The following is a 320-nucleotide window of genomic DNA, read 5'->3' as shown; positions in this document are numbered from 1 at the left end:
AGGCGGCGCGCAGCGTCGAGGCCGGGGCGGACTTTCTGGTCTCGCCGGGCCTGACCCCGCGCCTCGTTCCGGCACTTCTGGAGTGCGGCGTTCCCGCCTTGCCGGGTGTCGCCACGGCCGGTGAGGCCATGGCCGCCGCAGAGGCGGGGTTCGAGCTGCTGAAATTCTTCCCGGCCGAACAGGCTGGTGGGCTGGACTATCTGAAATCCCTGCACGGGCCGCTGCCCGATATCCGCTTCTGTCCGACCGGGTCGATCACGCGTGAGCGGGCGCCGGATTATCTCGCCCTGCCCAATGTCGTCTGTGTCGGCGGATCCTGG

At 69.4% G+C, this 320-nt stretch carries 1 pseudogene; it reads left to right on the top strand.

Annotated features, from left to right (window positions below):
* A pseudogene (locus SB754_RS19660) lies at positions 1-320 on the top strand (keto-deoxy-phosphogluconate aldolase); the annotation flags it as partial.

Source organism: Leifsonia sp. SIMBA_070, from assembly GCF_046534635.1.
GTDB lineage: Bacteria > Actinomycetota > Actinomycetes > Actinomycetales > Microbacteriaceae > Leifsonia.
This window is presented reverse-complemented; position numbering and strand designations above follow the sequence as displayed.